Origin of the sequence: Hypericibacter sp. (assembly GCF_050729195.1) — a bacterium.
Lineage (GTDB): Bacteria > Pseudomonadota > Alphaproteobacteria > Dongiales > Dongiaceae > Hypericibacter.
This window is the reverse complement of the sequence record NZ_JBOHKS010000282.1, coordinates 1-16,352: the sequence shown is the minus strand read 5'-3', so window position 1 is coordinate 16,352 and position 16,352 is coordinate 1. Positions and strand designations below refer to the sequence as shown.

The 16,352-nt window shown below is 65.1% G+C and carries 15 protein-coding genes; 12 read left to right on the top strand and 3 right to left on the bottom strand.

The genetic code is table 11. The features are described from left to right. Positions 1-1,197, bottom strand: a 1,197-nt coding sequence (locus tag ACREE8_RS23320; protein WP_431575416.1) for an Nramp family divalent metal transporter, incomplete at its 3' end; no start/stop codon positions are given. Positions 1,198-1,373: 176 nt separating this feature from the next. Here ACREE8_RS23320 and ACREE8_RS23315 point away from each other — a divergent pair. The 5 genes from ACREE8_RS23315 (at position 1,374) to efeO (ACREE8_RS23295) (ending at position 6,693) form a co-directional block, all read left to right on the top strand. Then, positions 1,374-2,147 carry an SDR family NAD(P)-dependent oxidoreductase gene (locus ACREE8_RS23315; protein ID WP_431575415.1) on the top strand — a complete coding sequence of 258 codons (774 nt, stop codon included), beginning with the start codon at positions 1,374-1,376 and terminating at the stop codon, positions 2,145-2,147. 271 nt (positions 2,148-2,418) lie between these two features. Continuing rightward, positions 2,419-3,261 carry an iron uptake transporter permease EfeU gene (gene efeU / locus ACREE8_RS23310; RefSeq protein WP_431575414.1) on the top strand — a complete coding sequence of 281 codons (843 nt, stop codon included), beginning with the start codon at positions 2,419-2,421 and terminating at the stop codon, positions 3,259-3,261. 73 nt (positions 3,262-3,334) lie between these two features. Continuing rightward, on the top strand, positions 3,335-4,477 hold the full coding sequence (gene efeO / locus ACREE8_RS23305) for an iron uptake system protein EfeO (protein ID WP_431575413.1): 1,143 nt from the start codon (positions 3,335-3,337) through the stop codon (positions 4,475-4,477). 19 nt (positions 4,478-4,496) lie between these two features. Continuing rightward, complete coding sequence (gene efeB / locus ACREE8_RS23300; protein WP_431575412.1) at positions 4,497-5,834, top strand: iron uptake transporter deferrochelatase/peroxidase subunit; 1,338 nt, start codon at positions 4,497-4,499, stop codon at positions 5,832-5,834. After that, positions 5,770-6,693: an iron uptake system protein EfeO gene (efeO, locus tag ACREE8_RS23295; RefSeq protein WP_431575411.1), complete on the top strand. Its 924-nt coding sequence runs from the start codon at positions 5,770-5,772 to the stop codon at positions 6,691-6,693. Before efeB ends, efeO (ACREE8_RS23295) begins: the two co-directional genes overlap by 65 nt. Before the next feature lie 108 nt (positions 6,694-6,801). Here the strand turns inward: efeO (ACREE8_RS23295) and ACREE8_RS23290 are convergent, their stop codons facing one another. Both ACREE8_RS23290 and ACREE8_RS23285 read right to left on the bottom strand, forming a co-directional pair. Next, on the bottom strand, positions 6,802-7,989 hold the full coding sequence (locus ACREE8_RS23290; protein ID WP_431575410.1) for a cytochrome P450: 1,188 nt from the start codon (positions 7,987-7,989) through the stop codon (positions 6,802-6,804). Positions 7,990-8,081: 92 nt separating this feature from the next. Then, positions 8,082-9,545 (bottom strand): APC family permease, encoded by a 1,464-nt coding sequence (locus ACREE8_RS23285; RefSeq protein ID WP_431575409.1) that lies wholly within the window; start codon positions 9,543-9,545, stop codon positions 8,082-8,084. Between the two features lie 338 nt (positions 9,546-9,883). Between ACREE8_RS23285 and ACREE8_RS23280 the strand changes: the two genes are divergently transcribed. From ACREE8_RS23280 to ACREE8_RS23250, 7 genes are all read left to right on the top strand, one after another. Beyond that, positions 9,884-10,450: a MarR family winged helix-turn-helix transcriptional regulator gene (locus tag ACREE8_RS23280; RefSeq protein WP_431575408.1), complete on the top strand. Its 567-nt coding sequence runs from the start codon at positions 9,884-9,886 to the stop codon at positions 10,448-10,450. A 94-nt stretch (positions 10,451-10,544) separates the two neighbouring features. Then, positions 10,545-12,008 carry an aldehyde dehydrogenase gene (locus ACREE8_RS23275; RefSeq protein WP_431575407.1) on the top strand — a complete coding sequence of 488 codons (1,464 nt, stop codon included), beginning with the start codon at positions 10,545-10,547 and terminating at the stop codon, positions 12,006-12,008. After that, the gene (locus tag ACREE8_RS23270; RefSeq protein ID WP_431575406.1) at positions 12,001-12,897 is read left to right on the top strand and encodes a hypothetical protein; all 897 of its coding nucleotides are present in this window, start codon (positions 12,001-12,003) and stop codon (positions 12,895-12,897) included. The genes ACREE8_RS23275 and ACREE8_RS23270 overlap by 8 nt, the downstream gene beginning before the upstream one ends. 22 nt (positions 12,898-12,919) lie before the next feature. Further along, positions 12,920-13,777, top strand: coding sequence for a fumarylacetoacetate hydrolase family protein (locus tag ACREE8_RS23265; RefSeq protein WP_431575405.1), 858 nt, complete (start codon positions 12,920-12,922; stop codon positions 13,775-13,777). An 11-nt stretch (positions 13,778-13,788) separates the two neighbouring features. Beyond that, positions 13,789-14,589, top strand: a complete 801-nt coding sequence (locus ACREE8_RS23260; RefSeq protein ID WP_431575404.1) for an acetoacetate decarboxylase family protein — start codon at positions 13,789-13,791, stop codon at positions 14,587-14,589. 29 nt (positions 14,590-14,618) lie between these two features. Next, positions 14,619-15,881: a cytochrome P450 gene (locus ACREE8_RS23255; RefSeq protein WP_431575403.1), complete on the top strand. Its 1,263-nt coding sequence runs from the start codon at positions 14,619-14,621 to the stop codon at positions 15,879-15,881. Between the two features lie 25 nt (positions 15,882-15,906). Continuing rightward, a partial coding sequence (locus ACREE8_RS23250) for a hypothetical protein (RefSeq protein ID WP_431575402.1) occupies positions 15,907-16,352 on the top strand: 446 nt, incomplete at its 3' end.

Here is a 16,352-nt window from a genome sequence, read left to right as displayed (position 1 = left end):
GGTGAGGCGGATCAGCGGATAGATCGCGAAGGGCAGCTGCGCGCTCAACACCACCTGGCTCAGCACCAGGAGGCGCCCGACCGAATGCTCGCCCATGGCGAGCACGCCGGCGAGGGCCGGGATGAGGGCGAGGCCGCGGGTGATCAGGCGGCGCTGATAGCAGGGGATCTTGAGATCGATGAAGCCTTCCATGATCACCTGGCCGGCAATGGTCCCGGTGAAGGTGGAGCTCTGGCCGGAGGCGAGGAGGGCGATGCCGAACAACAGGCTCGCCATGACCGTTCCGGCGATGGGCTCCAGCAGGCGATAGGCATCCTCGATATCGGACACGGCCGTGGCGCCGGTCTCGTGGAAGGCCGCGGCGGCGAGAATCAAGATCGCGGCATTGACGAGGAGGGCCAGCAGCAGCGAGCCGGTGACGTCATAAGTCGCGAGCCGGATCGCGCCGCGTTTGGCCGTCACGGTCTCGCCGGTGAGCCGGGTCTGCACGATCGAGGAATGGAGATAGAGATTGTGCGGCATCACCGTGGCGCCCAGCACGCCGATGGCGATGTAGAGCGCGTCGCTATGTTCCAGAGCCGAGACCGAAGGCACCAACCCGGTGAGGATCAGGCCGAGATCGGGCCCGACCAGGATCAGCTCGACCAGGAAGCAGATGGCGATGGTGGCGATCAGCCCGAAGACGATGGCTTCGAGCCGCCGGAAGCCGCGTCCCTGCAGCCCCAGCACGATCAGCGTATCCAGCCCTGTCAGCACCACGCCCCAGGCGAGCGGAACGCCCAGCAGGAGCTTCAAGGCGAGCGCGCAGCCCAGCACCTCGGCGACGTCGCAGGCGACGATCGCGATCTCGGCCAGGATCCACATGCCGTTCGAGACGGCGGGGCGGTAGCGCTCGCGCGAGGCCCGCGCCAGATCCTTGCCGGAAGCGATGCCGAGACGCACGCAGAGGGTCTGGAGCAGGATCGCGGCGAGGCTCGACAGCACCACGACGAAGAGCAGGCTGTAGCCGAACTGGGAGCCGGCGGCGATATCGGTCGCCCAATTGCCGGGGTCCATATAGCCGACCGAGATGAGCAGGCCTGGCCCGGCGAAGCGCAGCATCCGGCGCCACAGCGCGAGGCTCGGATCGATGAAGATCGAGCCGCGGACTTCCGACGGGCAGAAGGGGGCCGTGGCGGTGGTGGGGAGGCGATACATGACCAGGCTAAGCTGGCGCAGCCGATCGGAGAGATCAAGCGGACCAAAGGCTTGCGCGGCGATCCCCCGGTCGGTTGCCCCTTGCCATTTCGCCGCCGGCTGGTGTCTCTTGCCCCGGAACGGGCGAGGGGCGCGCCAGGCGCCGCTGGTGGATTTCAAGGGGGAGTTCTGACGTCATGACGGGCAAGCGTTTCGAAGGTCGCCATGTGCTGATCTCGGGTGGGGCCGCCGGCGTGGGCGGCGAGGCCTCGCGGCTGTTCGCGGCCGAAGGGGCCAAGGTCACGATCGTCGATATCCTGGGGCAGGTCGGTCGCGATCTGGCGGCCGAGCTCACCAAGTCCGGCGCCCCGGCGTTGATGATCGAGGCGGACGTCTCCAGCGAGGACGCCGTCACCGCGGCGATTCGTCAGGCGGCCGAGCATTTCGGCCCGGTCGATGTGCTGCATAACCATGCGGGCACCACCATCGTGAAGCCGTTCCACGAGACCACCACGGTCGAGTGGAAGCGTCTCTTCGACATCAATGTCCATTCCATGTTCTTCATGACGCGCGCGGTCATTCCGGGAATGCTGAAGAAGGGGAAGGGCGTGGTGGTCAACACCTCCTCGGTCTCGGCGATCCTGGCGACGCCGATGGAGGTCGCCTATTGCTCGACCAAGGGCGCCTGCCATGTCTTCACCAAGGCGATCGCCACCGAATATCGCGACCAGAACATCCGCTGCAATGCCGTCTGTCCGGGTTTCATCCGCACCGGCCACGGGCTTCGCGAGATCGACGCGCTGCGCGGCTATGGCGTCAATGTCAGCGAGACCGACATCATCGACATGCAGGGGAGGATCTGCGAGCCGGTCGAGATCGCCCGCGCGGTGCTGTTCCTGGCGAGCGAGGATGCCAGCTTCATCAATGGCGAGACGCTGTTCGTCGACAACGGATTGTCGGTCAGGACCTGAGCGAGCGGCGGGAGCCGGCCCAGAAGTCGGACAGGGATTCGCAAACGGCCAAAAGGGGATGGCTCCCTGACCGATCTTCCGATGCCGGAAGTGCCGTCACGCTCCTCTTCGGGCAGCGCAGGAAGCCCATTAACATTTTGACATAAAAGGCAAAATTATCCTGCCTTCCCATTGCTTGTTGCGTATGCGAATGATAAGCGTTCTTAGAATACGGGCCGGGCGCTGATCATATCGAGGGGGCGCTCCGCGGTCGCGTTGCGAGTGCGTCTCAATGCTAATCCCATTTCTGATCATGCTGCGCGAGGGCATCGAGGCCGCGCTCATCGTCGGCCTGATCGCGAGCTATCTGAGACAGACCGGCCGTGGCGCCTGGATGCCGGTGGTCTGGGTCGGAATCCTCCTCGCCGTCGCGATGTCGCTCTTCATCGGCGCCGGGCTGCAATTCGCCAGCGCCGAGTTCCCGCAGAAGATCCAGGAGCTGTTCGAGGCGATCATCGGCTTCGTCGCGGTCGCCGTGCTGACCTCGATGGTGTTCTGGATGCGCAAGGTCTCACGCTCGATCAAGGCCTCGCTCCATGCCTCGGTCGATGCGGCGCTCGCTCATACGAGCGGGCAGGGCTGGGCGCTCATTGCCATGATCTTCTTCGCGGTCGCGCGCGAGGGTGTGGAATCGGTCTTCTTCCTGCTCGCGATCTTCCAGCAGAGCACCGGCAGTGCCGCGCCGCTCGGCGCGCTTCTGGGCGTCTTGGTCGCCGTCGCGCTCGGCTATGGCATCTATGTGGGTGGTGTGAAGCTCGATCTGCGCCGCTTCTTCCGCTGGACGGGCGTCTTCGTGCTCATCGTCGCGGCGGGAATTCTCGCCGGCGCGTTGCGCTCGTTGCATGAGGCGGGGATCTGGAACCATCTCCAGGCCATCGTTTTCGATCTGAGCGACACCCTGCCGATGGACAGCCCGCTGGGCACGATCTTTGCCGGCTTCTTCGGCTATCAGGACGCGCCAAGCCTGGGTGCCGTCATCGCCTATGTGGCTTTCCTGGCGGTCACGCTGTTCCTGTTCCTGTCGCCCCCGATGGTCCGCCAGGCCGCCCTTCCCACCAACCAGCCGAACCGTTGACGGAAAGACCAGACCCCTCGCCATGGCGACCAAATCTTCTGCTCCGACTCCCGGCCCCTCCCATCAGACGCTGATGAAGCTCGCCATTGTCGGCGCGCTCGTCCTGGTGATCGTCGCCGGCGTCATTTTCTATGTCGCCTCGCAGGCGGCGAAACATTCGTCGACGCCCGGCAATGCGATTACGGTCACCATCACCGATGCGAGCTGCGACCCCAATGAGATCACGGTGCCAGCGGGTCCGGCCAGCTTCGAGATCGTCAATAAATCGAGCCGCACCGTCGAATGGGAAATCCTCGACGGCGTCTATGTGATTGCCGAGCGTGAGAACATCACGCCGGGCCTGAGCCGGACCGTCACCGCCAAGGTCGCGCCGGGCGACTATGCGATCACCTGTGGTCTGCTCAGCAATCCCCGCGGCAAGCTCCATGTGACACCCTCGGCCGCCTCCATCGCCGAAGCCGCCAAGCCCTCGATGGTCGCCTTCATCGGCCCGCTGGCCGAGTACAAGGTCTATCTCGTGCTTGAATCGGGCGCGCTGGTCGCGGCGACGCAAGCATTCACCGACGCGATCAAGGCCGGCGACGTCGAGCTCGCCAAGACGCTGTATAGCCCGGCCCGCGCCGCTTACATGCATCTCGAGCCGGTGGCCGACCGGTTTGCCGATCTCGATACCGCGATCAATGCGCGCGCGGTCTATTTCGAGAAGCAGGAAGACGATCCCGCCTTCGGCGGCTTCCACCGGCTCGAATATGGCCTCTTCGCGAAGAACAGCACCGACGGTCTGGCGCCCATCGCCGACAAGCTCCTGACCGATGTGACGGCGCTCCAGCAGCGGGTGCGCCAGCTGCAGGTTCCGCCGGAGAAGATGGCGGACAGCGCCGCGCGGCTGCTGAGCAAGGTCGCCGACAGTGCCGCCGCGGGCGACGAGGATCGCTACAGCCACAGCGATCTGGCGGACTTCCAGGCCAATGTCGAAGGGAGCCGCAAGATCGTGACGCTGCTGCGGCCCCTGACCGAGAAGGCCAACCCGGATCTGGCCAAGAGCCTCGACACGCAGTTCGACGCGACCTTGGCCAAGCTCGCCAGCTTCAAGCAACAGGACCAGTACCCATCTTACGACCGGCTGAGCGACGCGGACCGGGCGGCGATCGCCGACCAGATGCGCGCGCTCGCCGCGGAGATCACCAAGGTCAATGCCGCTCTTGGATTGGAATGAGCGCTATGGAGGCGATGAGATGAAAGATCGCAAATCCAACGAACCGACTTCGGCCGACCCCACCTCGACAAGCCCCCTCTCTACAAGTCGACGCCGTGTCCTGATCGGGTTGGGTGCCGCCGGTGGCGCTCTCACCGGCAGCCTGATGGCCGGAACTCCGGCCTCGGCCGACAGCGAAAGCGTCACCAACGCGCCGGTCAGCGACAAAACGCAGGAGCGCCAGCCCTTCTATGGGCTGCGCCAATCCGGCATCGTCACGCACCGGCCCACCAACGGCATGATCGCCAGCTTCGACGCTCTGGCGGCGACGCCGGCCGACCTGGTGCGGATGTTCCAGACGCTGACCGAGCGCATCGCGTTCCTGACCCAAGGCGGCGAGCCGCCATCGCTCGATCCGAAACTGCCGCCGGCGGATAACGGCATCCTCGGGCCGGTGGTGTCCCCGGACAATCTGACCATCACCGTTTCGGTCGGTTCGTCGCTGTTCGACGATCGGTTCGGACTGAAGCGCCTCAAGCCGGCGCGTCTCGTCCGGATGACGAGCTTTCCCAATGACGCACTCGACGCCTCTCTCTGCCATGGCGACCTGTCGCTGCAGATCTCGTCCAACACGGCCGATACCAACATCCACGCGCTGCGCGACATCGTGAAAAAGCTGCCCGATCTGCTGCTGTTGCGCTGGAAGCAGGAAGGTTCCGTGCCCCCTTTGCCGGTGCAGTCGGGCGTGCCGCCGCAAAGCGCCCGCAATTTCCTCGGTTTCCGCGATGGGTCGGCCAATCCCAGCCCGCAGGATTCCGATCTGATGGAGCGCATCGTCTGGGTGCAGCCGGACAGCGACGAGCCGGGCTGGGCCACGAACGGCACCTATCAGGCGGTCCGCATCATCCGCAATTTCGTCGAGCGCTGGGATCGCACGCCGCTGCAGGAGCAGCAAAACATCATCGGACGCCACAAGGGGACCGGAGCCCCGATGCAGGGCGGGACCGAGCATGACGTGCCCGACTACGCCGGCGATCCCGAAGGCAAGGTCACGCCGCTCGATGCGCATATCCGCATGGCCAACCCGCGCACCCATGGATCCGAAGCCAATCTGATCCTGCGCCGTCCCTTCAACTATTCGAACGGCGTCACGAAGTCGGGACAGCTCGATCAGGGGCTGCTGTTCATCGCCTATCAGTCGGACCTGGAGAAGGGGTTCATCTCGGTCCAGAAGCGGCTCGCTGGCGAGCCGCTCGAGGAATACATCAAGCCAGTCGGCGGCGGATTCTTCTACACCCTGCCCGGCGTCGCCAATGAGAGGGATTTCTTGGGCCGGACACTGCTCGAAGCTGCCGGCGCTGCACAGCCCGGCAACTGACAACACTCATCAGAAGACAGGAGCTATCGATATGACGTTACGCCTTCCTCTCATGGCCGTGGGCCTGGCCTTGGCGCTGGGCAGCATGGCGGGATCCGCGCGTGCCGCCGTGGCGCCGATGGACCTCGTCGGGCCGGTCTCCGAATACAAGATCTACGTGTCCGAGAAGCTGCAGAAGCTGGTGGCCGACACCAAGGCCTTCACCGATGCGGTCAAGGCCGGCGACATCGAGAAAGCCAAAGCGCTGTTCGGCCCGGCCCGCATGAGCTATGAGGCGATCGAGCCGGTCGCGGAGCTGTTCAGCGATCTCGACGTGGCGATCGATTCGCGCGCCGACGATTACGAGCATGCGGAAGCCGATCCGGGCTTCCCCGGTTTCCACCGCATCGAATACGGGCTCTGGGCGCAGAACAGCACCAAGGATCTGGCCCCCATCGCCGACAAGCTGATGGCCGACGTGAACGAGCTCAACAAGCGCATCGCCGAGCTGACCTTCCCGCCGGACAAGGTCGTCGGTGGCGCTGCCGCGCTGATGGAGGAAGTCGCCGCGACGAAGATCTCGGGCGAGGAAGACCGCTACAGCCACACCGATCTCTACGACTTCCAGGGCAATTTCGACGGCTCGCGCAAGATCTTCGAGCTGTTCCGTCCGCTGGTCGCCAAGGACGATCCGGCCTTCGTGGCGAAGGTCGATGCCAATTTCCAGACGCTCGAGACGACCCTCGCGAAATACAAGAAGGGCGACGGCTTCGAGCTCTATGACAAGCTGACCGATGCGGACCGCAAGATTCTCGCCGGCGCGGTCAACACGCTGGCCGAGGATCTGTCGCAGCTCCGCGGCAAGCTCGGGCTGAACTGAGGCATGACCGCGACGCCTCGGAGGCTAGACCTCCGGCCGGCGAACTGAAGGAACCGCGACGGCCCCGGCCGTCGCGGTTTTCTTTTACGCTTCAGCTCGGCCTGAAGGTCACTTCGGCGTGAAGGTCACATGGAGCGAGGTCGGGGCCCGGAACTCCCAGCCGCGGAACCGCGGCGGTTTCTCCGGCACCAGCGCCAGGTCGGGAAGCCGCTGCAGGAGGGAGCGCAGCAGCGAGATCACGAGACGCTGGGCGAACCAGCGCCCGGCGCAGAAATGCGAGCCGAAGCCATAGGCGGCATGGCCGGTCTCGGTGCGGTGGATGTCGAACCGGTCCGGATCGCGATAGCGGGCCTCGTCGCGGCAGGCCGAGGAAATGACCGAGGCGACCGGCGCGTCCGCAGGAATAGCGATCCCTCCCAGTTCCATGTCCTGGGTGGCCCGGCGCATCTGGGTTCCGATGGGCGCCATCCAGCGCAGGCCTTCATCCGCCGCCTTGGGCAGCAACGTCTCGAAGTCGGCCTTCAGCGCCGCATATTGCGCATGATCGGACAAAAGGGCGACTAGCGTCGAGGCGGCTCCATGGCCGGGCTCCTGCATGCCGCCCAGGAGCGCGACCTTGATGGAGGGCAGCAGGAGCGCGCGCGGGCGGGTCTGCCCGGACGGCATGCCGTCATGAAGCATATGGGACATCGCCGACCCGTCCGGCTCGCGCTCCAGGCGTTCGAAGATCGGAACGATGACGGCCTCGACCTCTCTGTTGATCGGGTCCGAAATCGCCAATTTTGCCGGGTCGTTCTCGTAATTGGCGGCGCCGATGGCGAGCCCATGGAACCAGCGCAGCAGCGTTTCCGCATCGACATGGCCGAAACCCAGCGAGCGGGCGAGACAGAGGCTCGAGACCGGCTCGAAATAGTCGGCGATGAGATTGGCATGGCCCTGCGGCGCAAAGCGGTCGAGATGGTCCTCGATGATCGGGTTCGCCAGCCCGTCGATATAGTCGGCGACGGTACGCGGTTTGTATTTCGTGTCGAAGCCGCGCCGCAGCTCGCCATGCACCGGGCCGTCGCTGGTCAGGATGGTCGGCTTGCCCATGGAACGCTCGACCGGTGAGCTCGGCACCTCGGCCGCGAACAGGCCCGTATTCTTGCTGACGAACTCGACATCCTGCCAGCGGGTCACGAACCAGACATTGGCGGCCGGGACCCAGGCGACCGGCGCCTCGCGCCGCAGCCGGGCATAGATCGGGTAGGGGTCCTCGTCGAGCGCCTCGACGGTGATCTGATCGGCGATGGCCATTCGCAGGGCTCCCGTTTCGGCGATCCGTCGTGGGACGAAAAAAGCCAGGGGCGGGTGCCCCTGGCCTGATGTCGTCGCTTATTGCCGCAAGGTTATTTCCCCGATTGATGGGCGCCGAGCTGGGCGAAGCGCGCCGGCGAGTTGTTCTTGAGAAGTGCCGCCGCAATGATGCCCAACACCGCCGCCGCCGGCACCAGCATCGGAAGGCCGATCGCCAAAGCCGGTTGAGCGCCTGTGAGCGCATCGAAGTGAATCACCACCAGAACCGCGATGATGGCCAGAATGACGCCGGCCACCAGCGGCGCCAGCATGGTCTTGAAGCCCGAGGTCTCCAACTCTTGCGAACGCTTGAAGAAAGCGATGACGGAAAAAGAGGCCAAGGCCATCAGCACGATGACGCTCAAGGTCGCGACATTGGTCAGCCAGGTGAAGAGCGCGAGGACCGGGTCCTGGCCGGTGATGACGAAGATGGCCAGCACGATCACGGCGAGCACCGTCTGCAGGGCAGATCCGAGATGCGGGCTCTGATGGGTGGCGTGGGTCTTGCCGAGGCCCACCGGCAGCAGGCCCTCGCGGCCGAGCACATAGAAGTAGCGGGCGGCGGCGTTGTGGAAGGCGAGGAGTGCTGCAAAGACGCTGGAGATCATGAGCAGCATCATGATCGTGGTGAGCGTCGAGTTTGCATACTGATCCGAGAGGCCGAACACGAAGCTGGTCGGGTCCTGCAGGCCCTGCAGCGTCGGCAGCAGCTTATCCGGACCGGTGGCAAGGACCATGCACCAGGTCGAGATGGTGTAGAAGACGCCGATCAGCAGCACTGAAAGATAAGTCGCCCGCGGGACGGTCCGCTCCGGATCGCGCGCCTCTTCGCTGTAGATGGTGGTGGCCTCGAAGCCCATGAAGGCCGCGAAGCAGAGCAGCATGCCGATGGTGGTCGAGCCGCTCAAGAAGGCGTCGGGCGTGAAGCTGGTCAAGCTGATGCCCTCGGCGCCGCCAGCGCCCAGGATGGTGGCATCGAGGATCAGGACCGCGATGTACTCGGCGATGACCAGCACCGCCAACACCTTGGCCGAGAGGTCGATCTGGCGATAGCCCAGCACGGCGATGATCGCTATGGCGATCAGCGACCAGACCCACCAGGGCAGGTCGATGCCGACGATGGCCGACAGCGTTCCCGCCGTTACGGCACCGAACAGGCCCAGAAGACCGATCTGCATGGTGTTGTAGGCAAGGATGGCGATGTAGGCCGCGGCACCGCCGGCGAGACCGCCGAGACCGCGGGAGGTGAAGGCGAAGAAGGAGCCGGCATTCGAGATATGCCGGGCCATGGTCGTGTAGCCGACCGAGAACAGCAGCAGGATCAAGGTCACGACCAGCACGGCGGCCGGAACGCCGGGGCCGTTGCCGAACAGCATCGCGATCGGATAGCCGCCGGCGACTGCCGTCAGCGGTGCGGCTGCCGAAACCACGAAGAAGGTCACGGCCGCCACGCCCAGGGCGTTGCGCCGGAGCCGGTCGGGCGACGCCCCGGCCGAGGTTGTCGTCGATTGAGCCATGCTGTCCTCCCCTGACACGCGCGAAGGGGCCGAACAATCTCGATCCCCCGCTATGCTGTTGCGGCACGGAAGAGGCCATCCGCCCCTCGGCCGGATCACACGCTCCGGCACGACCTCAAGGTCCCGCGCGGCGTGTTTGTCGTTCATTCGATGTCGAACGATAATACAGACCTTGAACCGGAGCAAGAGAGCCGTCGGAGGGGACGGGCCGCAAAACCGGGAAGACATCAGCGCGGCTGTTTCGGTTTCGCTCGGCGATGCTATAACCGGCGCCGATGCTCGATCGGGAGTTCGCCTTGACCAAGTCACGCCGCACTGCAGCAAAGCCCATTGCCCCCGTGAAACGGCCGGATAGCGCCGGCAAGGCCAACGGCAAGAAGATGCAGAGCCATCGCTCGCAGAAGCCGCTGGCGGAGCTCCTGGGCGAGCGGCGGGTCGCGGGCCTCGGCATCAATCTCGATTCGATGGCGCTGGTCTCGAACATCCATCGCGCCTCGGGCTTCATCCGGCAGCATTTCGAGCGCAGCGTCCTCAAGGACCCGGACCTCCACTGGTCGGCCTTCGTTGTGCTCTGGTGCCTCTGGATCTTCGGCGAGCTCGAGACGCGGCGGCTGGCGATCGAAGCCGGGGTCGCGAAGAGCACGCTTTCCAGTATTCTCAATATGCTGGAGGGACGGAAGCTGCTGCGGCGGCGGACCAACGAGCTGGAGCGCCGGCTCGTCATCGTCAATCTGACCGCGGCCGGCACGGAGCTGATCAGCAAGCTCTTTCCGAAGTTCAATGCCGAGGAAACCCGCATCGTCGCCAAGCTGACGGCGCGCCAGATGGATTCCGCGACCGACGCCATCCGCATGATCCTGGCGACGATCGGCGAGATGGACGGTCCGGTGGGCGAGGACAGCTAGGGGTTTCTCAAGCCTTGACGGCAGCGTACCCCCGGCTTGACTCAAGGGGGCCTTTGCCAGATTATTCGACATCGAACGATTTTTGGAGCCGGACATGTCTGCGCGGGTCGAAGGCGTGGAGGTCGATACCCGACATTGGATCGGCGGGCGGCGCATCGACAGCGCCGAACGGTTCGAGAGCATTTCGCCGATCGACGAGACGCCGATCGCGGCCCTGGCGCGGGCCGGTGCTGCCGAGGTCGATCACGCCGTCGCGGCAGCTTCCCAAGCCTTCAAGACCTGGTCGCGCACCAGCCGCGAGGAGCGAGCGCGGCTGCTCCACCGCATCGCCGACATCGTCGAATCCAAGGTTGAATCTCTGGCCGTGGTCGAGACGCGCGACAATGGCTCGCTGCTGCGCTCGCACCGCCGCGGGGTGATGCCGCGCGTGGCGATGAATTTCCGTTTCTTCGCCGACTGGCTGCTGCAGCTCGATCATGCCGACTTCGAGGTCCGCAATCACCGCAATCATGTGAGCTGGGATCCGAGCGGCGTCGCGGCCATCATCACGCCCTGGAATGCGCCCCTGATGCTGGGAACCTGGCGCATCGCGCCGGCGCTCGCGGCTGGCTGTACCGTCGTCTACAAGCCGCCGGAATGGGCGCCGCTGACGGCTTCGCTCCTGGCCGATATCACGGCCGAAGCAGGGTTGCCGGACGGCGTCTTCAACGTCGTGCAGGGGATCGGGCGCGAGGCGGGGGCCGCGCTGGCGCGCCATCCGAAGATCCGGCGCCTCAGCTTCACTGGCTCGGTGGCGACCGCCAAGCAGATCGCGGCCTCGGCAGCCGAGAACCTGGTGCCGCTCTCCTTCGAGCTCGGCGGCAAGTCGCCCTATCTGGTGTTTGCCGATGCCGATCTCGACCTCGCGGTGAACACGGCCGTCGGCCAGTATGACAATGCCGGCCAGGTCTGCCTCGCCGGCACGCGCATTCTTGTCGAGGAGAGCATCCGCGGGCGTTTCCTCGAGGCCTTTCTCGCCAAGGCCAGGGCGATCCACCAGGGCGATCCGCGCGACGAGACGACCGATATCGGCCCGCAGATCAGCCGGCCGCATTTCGAGCGGGTCGACGGCTATGTGCAGCGCGCGACCGCATCGGGCCTGAAGCCCACGCTGGGTGGCGGCCCGAACACGGATCTTGGCGGGATCTATTACTGCCCGACCTTGTTCGTCGATCCGCCTGCCGGCAGCGAGATCCTTCGCGAGGAGGTGTTCGGGCCGGTGCTCTGCCTGCAGTCCTTCCGCGACGAGACGCAAGCCATCGCCATGGCCAACGACACCGACTATGGCCTGGCGGCGATCGTCATGACCGGCGACGAGAAGCGCGCCGAACGCGTCACCTCGCAGGTCTCGGCAGGCCTGGTCTGGAACAACTGCTTCTTCGTGCGCGATCTGCGCCAGGCCTTCGGCGGCAATGGCAAGTCGGGTATCGGTCGCGAAGGCGGCAGCTGGTCGTTCGATTTCTATTGTGACGTCAAGAACAGCGTCTATGCGCCGAATGGCTGGAGGAACAATGGGTGAGGTCGTCGCCTGTGGGCTGATCGCCCATGTCCCCACGGTCATGCTGCCGCTGGAGATCCGCCATGAGCTCAATAACGGCCAGGATTTCAGTGTGGTCGACGGGTTCAAGCGGCTGCGCAGCGAGGTGCTGTCGAAGCTCGACTATGACCTCGTGATCGTTTTCGATTCTCATTGGTTCTCGACCGTCGAGTTCCTCGTCACCGGCCATGAGCGCCGCCACGGGAAATTCACCTCGGACGAGCTGCCGCGCGGCATGTCGCAGGTGCCTTATGACGCACCCGGCGATCCGGCCTTCGCCAAGGCCGCGTCCGCCAACGCGCGCAAGCATGGCACCTGGATCACCGCGATCGACGACCCCTACCTGCCGATCCATTACGCGACGGTCAATCCGCTGAAATATATGCAGCGCGACAAGGAAGCCTGGCTATCGGTCAGCTGCTGCCAGACGGCGGAGAGCGAGGATTTCCTGCGGGTCGGCCGCGCGCTGCGCGAGACCATTGCCGGCATCGATCGTCGCGTGGTGCTGCTGGCCTCCGGTGCGATGAGCCATAAATTCTGGCCGCTGCAGAAACTGCGCGAGCATGAGGCGGCAGGGGTCGAGCATATCTTCAGTCCGGCCCATTCCGCGGCCGATCTCGAACGGATCGAATGGATGAAGGCGGGCGACCATGCCCGCCTGCTGCGCACCATGCCGGAGTTCCTCCGGTTCAAGCCGGAGGCCAATTTCGGCCATTATCTGATGATGGCGGCGGCCCTGGGCGAGGAGAATTTCACCGCGCCGGGCCGGCTCTTCAGCGACTATGAGAACGCGATCGGGACCGGCCAGGTCCATGTCTGGTTCGATCGGCCGAAAGACGGTTGGAACGCCCGGCGCCGCGCGGCGGAATGAGGCGGATCGAAGGGAGAGGGATGTGACGCGGGAATTTCGTCGGATCTTGCTGGCGGGCGCCGTGGTCGAGACCGAGCGCCAGGGCGAGGAGCTGGTGGCGCGCGATGGCAGGCGGGTCGCGATCGCCGAGGCGATCCATCTGCCGCCGGCGGTGCCGACCAAGGTGATCGCGGTCCATCTCAACCATGTGAGCCGCGTCAAGGAATTCCAGATCAAGCTGTCAGCGACACCGACCTATTTCCAGAAACCGACCTCGGCGCTCAATGCCCATCGCGGCGATGTGGTGCGGCCCAAGAACTGCAAATGGCTGAATTATGAGGGCGAGGTCGGGATCGTCATCGGCCGGCGCTGCCGCAATGTCAGTCAGGCGGAAGCGGGCGATTACATCGCCGGCTACACGGTCGCCAACGATTTCGGCCTGCATGATTTCCGCGACACCGATGCGGGCTCGATGCTGCGCGTCAAGGGCAGCGACACGCTCTGCCCGCTGGGGCCCGGGCTCGTCACCGGCTGGGATTTCCGGAACAAATATCTGCGCACCTATGTCAATGGCCAGATCAAGCAGGACGGCAACACCGCCGAGATGACCTGGGACATGCATTACCTGGTGGCCGACATCGCCCGTAACATCACGCTGGAGCCGGGCGATGTGCTGCTGTCGGGCACGCCGGCCAACTCGCGTCCCGTGAAACCGGGCGATCTTGTCGAAGTGGACGTGGAGGGGCTCGGACGGCTCTCGAACCGTATCGTCGAAGGGCCGCTGCCGATCCGTACCGAGCTCGGCGCCCAGCCGTCGGAGTCCGAAGAGGTGCTCTCGACCGCGCTGGGCGGCGAATGGGAGTTCCGCGGCATCCGTCCGCCCAAGAAGCCCGGCGCCTGAGGTCATCCCCCATGTCGAAGCAACAAGGCTTCTTCTATCCCCGCAGCGCCACCGGCCAGGCCTCGCTCCTGCCGCCACCGCCCTGGTTCTATTCGGGCGATCTCCTGACCATCGAATACCGGACCGACCCGGCGTGGGTGGCCGAGCTGCTGCCCGCACCCCTGACCCTGGCGCCCGAGGACCCCGGCGCCGTGGCGCTGATCTGGGCCGATTGGCAGTCCTGCGGCGGCACCAAGGCCGAGCTGCTGGACCCCATCCGCGCGCAATATAAAGAGTGCTTCGCGGTGGTGCGCTGCGCCTTCGAGGGCCGGGTCTATTCGCGCTGCCTCTATATTTGGGTCGACAAGGATTTCGCGTTGCTGCGCGGCATCCATCAGGGCTATCCGAAGAAGTTCGGCTCGATCCATATGACGCGCCCGCATCCCTTCGCGCCGGCGCCGCAGGTGGCGGCGGGCGGCAGCTTTGGCGCCACCTTGGCCGCCAACGATCGTCGTCTCGCCGAGACGGTCATCACCTTGAGCGAGCCCACCGAGCGCAACGGCTTCGTCAACGGCCATCCGATGGCGCATCATCGCTGGCTGCCGGCGATCGACGGCAAGGGCGATGTCCATGCCGAGCTGATCGAATCCGGCGGCGCGAAGTTCGAGGGCGCCAAGCCCTGGCGGGCCAAGGTCGATCATTTCGAGATGTTCGACTCTCCGACCGAGGAGCTGTCCCGGCTCGAGGTGAAGGAGATGATCGGCGCCTATTACCGCCAGATCGGCGTGATCTGGAACGGCGGCAAGTCGCTGGTGCCGTCGATCGAGCGCTAGGCCGGGAGGGGTTTCATGAGGATCGCCGGATGACCAGTTTCACGCCCACCGATGACGGCCATGCCGATCTCTCGGACCATGACGCGTTCCTGGACGGCGCGCCGCACAACACTTTCGCGCGACTGCGTCGCGAGGATCCGCTGGCCTGGAGCGAGATGAAGGGGGCGAAGGGCTTCTGGTCCATCACGCGCCACCAGGATGTGCTCGATCTCAACCGGAATTTCGAGCTGCTGAGCTCGGCCCGCGGCATCCGCATGGAAGACCAGACCTATGAGGAATATCTGGCGCGCCGCACCTTCCAGGAGACCGACCCGCCCGACCATTCCCGCACCCGCGTCCTCGTCAGCAAGGCCTTCTCCAAGCCGGTGGTGGCGCTGTTCGAGGAGCAGATTCGCCTGATCTGTGATTCGATTCTCGACGATGTGATGGAGCGGCGCAGCTTCGATGCCGTCAAGGATGTGGCGCGGCAATTGCCGATGCGCATGCTGGGCCAGATCCTGGGCACGCCCGAGGCCGATCTCGACTGGCTGGTGGAGAAGGGCGACCAGCTCATCGCCAACACCGATCCGGAATTTACCGAGCATGTGCTCGACAAGGCCGATACCGACGCCTACCGCTTCATGCCCTTCCGCTCGCCGGCAGGCGCCGATCTCTACGACTATGCCAAGAAGCTGATGCAGGACAAGCAGCGCCGCGGCGATACCTCCGGCGTGCTGCATCTGATCCTGCAGCCCGACGCTCATGGCAATGTCATCTCCGAGACCGAGTTCCGCAACTTCTTCTGCCTGCTGGTGGCGGCCGGCAACGACACCACCCGCTATTCGATCGCGGCCTCGCTCTACGCGCTCGCCAACCGGCCCGAACTGATGAAGCAGCTGCAGGCGGGCGAGGGTAATATCTGGGAGACGGCGCCCGACGAGTTCATCCGCTGGGCCTCGCCCACCATGCATTTCCGCCGCACCGCGACGCGCGATTTCGAGATGCATGGCAAGACGGTCAAGGAAGGGGACAAGGTCATCCTCTGGTTCGTCTCCGCCAATCGCGACGAGCAGGCCTTCGACAATCCGTTCGAGGTCAATCTGCTGCGCACGCCCAATCGCCATGTCGCCTTCGGCCAGGGCGGCCCCCATATCTGCCTCGGCATGTGGCTGGCGCGGCTCGAGGTGCGGATCCTGCTGCAGGAGATGGTGAAGCGGATGACGCGCATCGAGCAGACCGGCCCGCATGAATATCTGCGTTCCAATTTCATCGGCGGCATCAAGCGGCTGCCGGTGCGGATCGCCTTGCACTAACGAAAAAGACGTCAGGGAGAGAGACATGCCCTCGGGCGAACGGCTTCGGCTTCTGTTCTGCGACCATCTGAGCCTGGCGCGCGGGAAATACCTCCCCGCCAGCAAGATCGGCGACGGCTCCTCGCGCTTCTGCCAGGGCACCTTCGCGGTCACCTATGACAAGGAGATGCAGCCGGCACCCGGCGGCAAGATGCTCGAAGGCCTGCCCGACATGGACGCGGTCTATAAGGGCGACGATATCCGCCAGGGCTGGGAGCCGAACACCAAGGTGGTGATGGCCGATCTCTACGAGACCAGCGGCAACCCGCTCGGGCTCTGCGGCCGCAGCCTGCTGAAGCGGACGGTCAAGGAATGGCAGGCGCTGGGCTTGACCCCCAAGGTCGGGCTCGAGCTCGAGGCCTTCGCCTTCCAGCGCGACGAAAACGGCAAGCTGGTGCCCTATCACACGCCGGGCGCCTATGTGTACAGCAC

Bases quoted from the DNA above. Each gene is read 5' to 3' on its own strand.
- ACREE8_RS23260 (WP_431575404.1), top strand. From the start codon at position 13,789: ATGTCGAAGCAACAAGGCTTCTTCTATCCCCGCAGCGCCACCGGCCAG.
- efeU (WP_431575414.1), top strand. From the start codon at position 2,419: ATGCTAATCCCATTTCTGATCATGCTGCGCGAGGGCATCGAGGCCGCG.
- ACREE8_RS23255 (WP_431575403.1), top strand. From the start codon at position 14,619: ATGACCAGTTTCACGCCCACCGATGACGGCCATGCCGATCTCTCGGAC.
- efeO (WP_431575411.1), top strand. From the start codon at position 5,770: ATGAGAGGGATTTCTTGGGCCGGACACTGCTCGAAGCTGCCGGCGCTG.
- ACREE8_RS23270 (WP_431575406.1), top strand. From the start codon at position 12,001: ATGGGTGAGGTCGTCGCCTGTGGGCTGATCGCCCATGTCCCCACGGTC.
- ACREE8_RS23275 (WP_431575407.1), top strand. From the start codon at position 10,545: ATGTCTGCGCGGGTCGAAGGCGTGGAGGTCGATACCCGACATTGGATC.
- ACREE8_RS23290 (WP_431575410.1), bottom strand. From the start codon at position 7,989: ATGGCCATCGCCGATCAGATCACCGTCGAGGCGCTCGACGAGGACCCC.
- efeB (WP_431575412.1), top strand. From the start codon at position 4,497: ATGAAAGATCGCAAATCCAACGAACCGACTTCGGCCGACCCCACCTCG.
- efeO (WP_431575413.1), top strand. From the start codon at position 3,335: ATGAAGCTCGCCATTGTCGGCGCGCTCGTCCTGGTGATCGTCGCCGGC.
- ACREE8_RS23315 (WP_431575415.1), top strand. From the start codon at position 1,374: ATGACGGGCAAGCGTTTCGAAGGTCGCCATGTGCTGATCTCGGGTGGG.
- ACREE8_RS23285 (WP_431575409.1), bottom strand. From the start codon at position 9,545: ATGGCTCAATCGACGACAACCTCGGCCGGGGCGTCGCCCGACCGGCTC.